At 69.7% G+C, this 5,943-nt stretch carries 4 protein-coding genes and 1 pseudogene; 4 read left to right on the top strand and 1 reads right to left on the bottom strand.

The window, feature by feature from the left end:
• The coding region (locus tag VF697_RS22660) for an RHS repeat-associated core domain-containing protein (RefSeq protein ID WP_331098289.1) at window positions 1-1,160 on the top strand (1,160 nt) is incomplete at its 5' end.
• A gap of 90 nt (window positions 1,161-1,250) precedes the next feature.
• The gene (locus tag VF697_RS22655; protein ID WP_331098288.1) at window positions 1,251-1,574 is read left to right on the top strand and encodes a hypothetical protein; all 324 of its coding nucleotides are present in this window, start codon (window positions 1,251-1,253) and stop codon (window positions 1,572-1,574) included.
• A 44-nt stretch (window positions 1,575-1,618) separates the two neighbouring features.
• Here the strand turns inward: VF697_RS22655 and VF697_RS22650 are convergent, their stop codons facing one another.
• A complete protein-coding gene (locus VF697_RS22650) occupies window positions 1,619-2,470 on the bottom strand; it encodes a DMT family transporter (protein ID WP_331098286.1) in 852 nt (283 codons plus the stop codon).
• Window positions 2,471-2,652: 182 nt separating this feature from the next.
• Here VF697_RS22650 and VF697_RS22645 point away from each other — a divergent pair, with 182 nt between their 5' ends.
• Both VF697_RS22645 and VF697_RS22640 read left to right on the top strand, forming a co-directional pair.
• The gene (locus tag VF697_RS22645) at window positions 2,653-5,304 is read left to right on the top strand and encodes an ATP-binding protein (protein WP_331098284.1); all 2,652 of its coding nucleotides are present in this window, start codon (window positions 2,653-2,655) and stop codon (window positions 5,302-5,304) included.
• A 157-nt stretch (window positions 5,305-5,461) separates the two neighbouring features.
• Window positions 5,462-5,943, top strand: a pseudogene (locus VF697_RS22640) (nitric-oxide reductase large subunit); the annotation flags it as partial.

Here is a 5,943-nt window from a genome sequence, read left to right as displayed (position 1 = left end):
GCATCTCCGTGGGCGGCACGCTGGCGCGTGTGACGCTTCCCGCCCCCATGACGGGAAACGTCTACGACGCGGCCAACCAGCTCGTGTCCCGCGGAGGGGTCGCGCTCTCGTACGACGCCAATGGCAACCTCGTCAGCGATGGGACTCGCCAGTACCAGTGGAACGCGCGTGGGCAACTCGTGAACATCTCCGTGGGCGGTGTGACGGTGGGAGAGTTCCGCTACGACGCGCTGGGACGCCGCTCGTTCAAGCGCGTGAGGGGAGTGGCGACACGGTTCCTGTATGACGGCCAGAACTACATCCAGGAGCTGAGTGAGGGCACCTCGCCCACGGTGAAGGCGTGGGTCCAGGCTGGCACGGGGAACGACACGCGGTTCTCGCGCACCGGCCAGCAGGGGACGCTCGAGTACCTCACCGATGCCGCGGGCAGCACCGTGGGGATGGTGAACAGCAACGGCGACATGGCGGCCAGCTACTCCTACGAGCCGTACGGGGCTGGTACGCGCACGGGGGATGATGAGGGGAATGCCCAGACCTATATCGGTCGCGAGGACGATGGGTTGGGACTCCTGTACGTGCGCGCCCGGTACTACGACCCCACGCTGGGACGCTTCCTGCAGCCCGAGCCCCTGCTGATGGACCCCACGGCCGCGCTCTTCAACGCGATGAATGGGCAGTCGCTTCCGACCTACGCCTACGCCTTGAACAACCCGATGAGCTACAAGGACGCGGATGGTCGCATGGCGGCCATCGCCGCTCCGGCGGTATTCGGCCCTCCAGGCTGGGCGGTCGCGGGGGCCATGGCGCTCGGCTTCGGCATCTACTGGTGCATGACCCACGATTGCATCCCCCACTGGCCCACGCCGGCCGACCCTCCCCGTCCGTTCGATCCGCCCCAGGTCTGCCCGCTCCCGCAGTCCATCCCCATCGCGCCCCCGATAACGATGGCCCGGCCACGGTCGGGCTCCTGCAAGTGTAAGATTCGCGTTGAATATGAGTCTGGTGGCGCGAGCTGCGAGCAGCTGTTCAAGCAAGGGGTTTGCCCCAAGTTCTATTTTGGCAGCGGCGCGGATAAGGCGGCATGCCAGGACAATGCGCGCACCAATGCCCCCGCGGGGTGCGCGGGTTGCTTGGGGCACTGCCATTTCACTCCTGACTGATGAGCTGGGAAGACGAAGGGACCGTCCTTGCTGACACCTGGAGAGACAACATTCTTGGATGTCGACCTGGTCCTCAGGAGCCAGGCCGGCATGTCCAACCTGTTGAGCGCACTCGGTGATACGGCCTTCGTGCTGCACGCCGAGGGCCAGTTCGCGTCTCTGGAGTTGTTGGAGCAGTCCAAGACTCCAGAGGATGCGATTACAAGGCTCTCCACGCGCATCGCCGGGCTCCAAGGCGATGCGCGGGAAGAGTGGAACCGGTGCTCGGAGCGGACGTTGGACATTGGCATCCAAGCGGGGAACGAGCCGCACCAGGTACGGTATCGGCTCCCCGCCTCGGTGCTCGCCCTGGTGGCGAACATCGGTGCGGACGTGGTCCTCACGGTCTACGGGCTCTCGGCCGACCAGCCGTGAGCCGGTGATGCGTGGGCCCCGGCGGGTGTGTTACCCGCCAGGGCCTACCCGCGAGGCCACCCCAGCAGCACGGCCCCCAGCAGGATGAGCGCCGCGCCCGCCCACTGCCTCCGCCCCAGCTTCTCGCCCTGCGAGGCCCCGAGCCCCAGCGCGAAGGCGATGGACGTATTGCGCAGGGTGAACACCGCCCCGGTGCCGCTGCTCGCGAGCGCCAGGAGCATGAACGAGAAGGACAGGGTGCACAGCAGCCCGGTGGCCACGAGCATCCCGGGCCGGGCCACCACCTCGCGGCGGAGCGCCCGCCACCCCTCGCCCCGGAGGCGCATGAGCGCGAGCAGCGGGAGCGCCACCGAGAGCGACAGGGTGAAGAGCGCGGGAGGCTGAGCCCCGGCACCCAGGGCGCGCTTGTAGCTGACGTTGAACCCGGCGATGCACACGGCGCATGCGAGGGCCCAGAGCACGCCCCGCCCCACCTCGCCGCGCGGGCGCACGAGGTTCATCCCGACCATGCCCAGGGCGACCAGGCTGGCCCCCGCCACGGCCCACGGCGTGAGCTGCTCGCCGAGCCACAGCACGGACACGGGCCACACGAGCAGCAGTGCCCCGCCGCGAGACACGGTGTAGGCGAGCCCCAGCGGTGCCCGGTGCAGCGCCCGCGCGAGCGTGGCGAGGTAGCCGCTCTCCAGCACGCCGGCCACGAGGGTCCAGAGCAGGGCCTGGGACGTGGGGAACGCCTCGCCCCGCAGGCCGAGCGTCCACAGCCCGCCGCTCACCACGGTGACGGCGATGACGCCCACCACGGCGGCCTCGGGGTCCTCATGGCGTTTGAGGAGCGCGTTCCACAGGGCGTGAAAGAACGCGGACGCCAGCACCAGCACCAGCGCGGCGGGTGTCAAGGGACCTCCAGAGCGCTTGTGTCAAAAAGTTCCCTCATGGACGGACCCCCGGGTGGCACGTTGTACCAACGAATGACGCCTCCGGCGTCTGTCGGCATTCTGGTGCCTCATGAGCACGCACCTCCTCGATCCTCTCCTCCCCTCGTTGCTCACCCTTGCGCGATGAAGCGTCCTCTCACCGCATGAGGCTCCGCTCGCACCTCATCGGGTTGGTGCTCGTGGCGGTGCTGCCGGTGCTCGCCTTCGCCTGCGGGGTCGTCACGCTGCTGGCGCGCGAGCAGCTCGCCACCGTGGAGCTGGGGCTCCGGGGCACCTCGCGTGCGCTGAGCGCGGCCGTGGATGAGCGGATCGCGTCCGTCGTCACCGGGTTGAACCTGCTCGCCGCGTCGGAGGACTTCGACACCGAGACGCTCGCGGAGTTTCATCGGCGAGCCGCCCGTGCGGTTTCGGGTCAGGAGGGCTGGCAGGCGCTCTCCCTCACGCGCGTGAACGGGGAGCAGCTGCTCACCACCCAGCGTCCTTTCGGAACCCCGCTGCCTTCGCTCGCCAGCAGCGACTCCTTCCAACAGGTGGTCGCGACCGGCCAGCCCGCGGTCTCTGGCTTCACCCTGGGGAAGACCTCGGGCGTTCCCATCATCGTGGTCTCCGTGCCCGTGAGGCGCAACGGCACCCTGGCGTACGTGCTCTCCGGATCCCTCCGGCTCGAGGTCCTCTCCCGCGTCCTCGAGGGACACAACATTCCTTCCGGGTGGACGTCGGCGCTCCTGGACCGGAATGCGACGATCCTCGCGCGCTCGCACGCCGCGGAGCAGTTCGTCGGGCGGGCGGCGACCCCGCTCCTCGCGGCGCGGAGCCGGGAGCGGCTGGAGGACGTCTTCGAGGATGTGACGCAGGAGGGGCGGCCCGCCTACGGTGCCTTCTCCCGCTCGAAGGTCACCGGCTGGACGGTGGTCCTGGGGCTGCCCGCCAGCGAGCTGCGAGGGCCCGTCCATCGCACCTTCGGGGCCGTGCTCGGAGGAGGCGCGGCGCTGCTGCTCGTGGCCATCGTGCTGGCCATTGTCTTCGGTCGTCGGATCGCGCGTCCGATGCTCGCGCTGTCGTCCTCGGCGGCGGCGCTGGGCCGGGGGACGGTGCTGCCTGCCGTGGTCTCCCAGGTCACCGAGGTCGCGGACATCGCGCGGGCACTCGAGACGGCGGCCCGTGAGCGCGACCGCTCCGAGGCCACGCTCCGTGAAACCAATGAGACCTTCGATGCGCTCATCCAGGCGAGCCCCGTGGCCATCCTCATGCTCGACCGCCAGGGAGCGGTGTGCCTCTGGAACCCGGCGGCCGAGCACGTGCTGGGGTGGAGCCGCGACGAGGTCCTCGGCCAGCGACTCGGCGCCATCGCCCAGGAGGGGGATGCCGCGCTCGAAGGGCTGCTGTTGGGCGCGTTCGAGGGCGAGCCGCTGAAGGCCTCCGACTGGCGGCAGGTGAACCGGCGCGGCGAGCCCGTCGTCTTGCAGGTGTCGACGGCGGCGCTGAAGACGGCGGGGGGTGAGCCGCGCTACGTGATGGCCATCATCGAGGACAGCACCGGGAGGGTGCATGCGACCGAGCGGCTCGCGGAGGAGCGGCAGACCGTCGACACGCTCCACCACCTCGGCTCGGCACTCGCCGGGGAGCTCGAGCTCCAGCGACTCCTCCAGCTCCTCACGGATGAGGCCACCGCGCTCACCGGGGCGCAATATGGCGCGTACTTCCACACGGCGAAGGACGAGCAGGGAGGCGTGTTCCAGCTCTACACGTTGTCGGGTGCGCCTCGCGAGGCGTTCGACCGCTTCGGCGTTCCGCGCAGCACCAGGCTCTTCTCGGTCACCTTCCGAGGCGAGGGAATCCTCCGGCTCGACGACGTGACCCAGGACGCGCGCTACGGCCACAATCCGCCGCACCGGGGGATGCCCCAGGGACACCTGCCCGTGCGCAGCTATCTGGCCGTTCCGGTCACCTCTCGCACGGGCGAGGTGCTCGGCGGGCTGTTCTTCGGTCACCCGCGCCCGGGCGTCTTCACCGAGCGACACGAGCGCCTCATGGCGTCCGTCGCGGCGCAGGCCGCCGTGGCGATCGACAACGCGAGCCTCTACCAGAAGGCGCAACACGCCATCCAGCTCCGCGACGACTTCCTGTCCGTCGCGTCGCACGAGCTGAAGACCCCGCTGACGCCCCTGCGCCTGCAGCTCCACCACCTCCTGAAGAAGGTCAAAGCCAGCCCCTCGGGGGTGCCCGCCGAGGCCGTGGTCACGACGCTCGAGCGGATGATGCAGCAGGTGAGCCGGCTCGCTCGACTCGTCGACGAGCTGCTCGACGTCTCGCGCATCGTCGCGGGCAGGCTCGAGCTGCACCCCGAGGAGGTCGAGTTCACGGCGGTGGTGAAGGAGCTCGTGGCCCAGCTCGACCCCGAGCGGGAGCGGACGGGCTCGACGCTGACGGTCCAGGCCGAGGGCCCCATCCTGGGCATCTGGGATCGCAGCCGCCTCGAACAGCTCCTCACGAACCTCATCTCGAACGCCTTGAAGTACGGCGCCGGCAAGCCGATCGACGTCACCGCCAGCGTCCTGGACGGCTGGGTGACCCTCACCGTGCGGGACCAGGGGATTGGCATCGCTCCGGAAGATCAAGCGCGCATCTTCGAGCGCTTCGAGCGCGCCGTCTCGGTCCGCAAGTATGGCGGCCTCGGGCTGGGGTTGTGGATCGCCTGGCGGATCGTGGATGCCTTCGGCGGGCGGATCTCCGTCGACAGCGCGGTGAACGCGGGTGCCTGCTTCACCGTCAAGCTGCCCGTTCGCCCGCCATAAACCTGCACTGACGATGCACGTTTTTCACGCCCCCCGAGGTGGGGGCGCAGCATTTGCGCGTACGGGGCGAGCGGCCCGAGGGGACACGGCGTGGAACGGGGCTTGCTCTGGGAGAGCCCCATCCGCAACGACATCTCCTGCGTAGGAGCCCCCCGTCATGAAACACCGCAAGCTCTGGATAGGCCTGGGCGCCGTCGTCCTCCTCTCCTTCCTGGTCCTGGGCGGCCAGGGAGTCCGCATCTCTCGCACCCTCCCGCCCATCCCCGAGAAGGTGGTGACGTCCGAGGGCACGCTGCTGCTCACGGGCGAGACCATCATGCGGGGGCAGAACGTGTGGCAGTCCATCGGCGGGCAGCAGGTGGGCTCGGTGTGGGGCCACGGGGCGTACGTGGCGCCGGACTGGAGCGCGGACTGGCTGCACCGTGAGAGCCTCTTCGTGCTGGACACCTGGGCGCGCGCGGAGGGCCATACCTCCTACGCCGAGGCCCCGGCCGAGAAGCAGGCGGCCCTGCGCACCCGGCTCACCGGGCTGATGCGCACCAACACGTATGACGCCCGGACGGGCACGGTGACGCTGGCCCCGGTGCGCGCCGAGGCGATGCGCGCCAACGCCGCCCACTACGCGGACGTCTTCTCCAA

The organism is Archangium sp. (assembly GCF_036388035.1).
In the GTDB taxonomy this organism is placed as follows: Bacteria; Myxococcota; Myxococcia; order Myxococcales; family Myxococcaceae; genus Archangium.
This window is presented reverse-complemented; position numbering and strand designations above follow the sequence as displayed.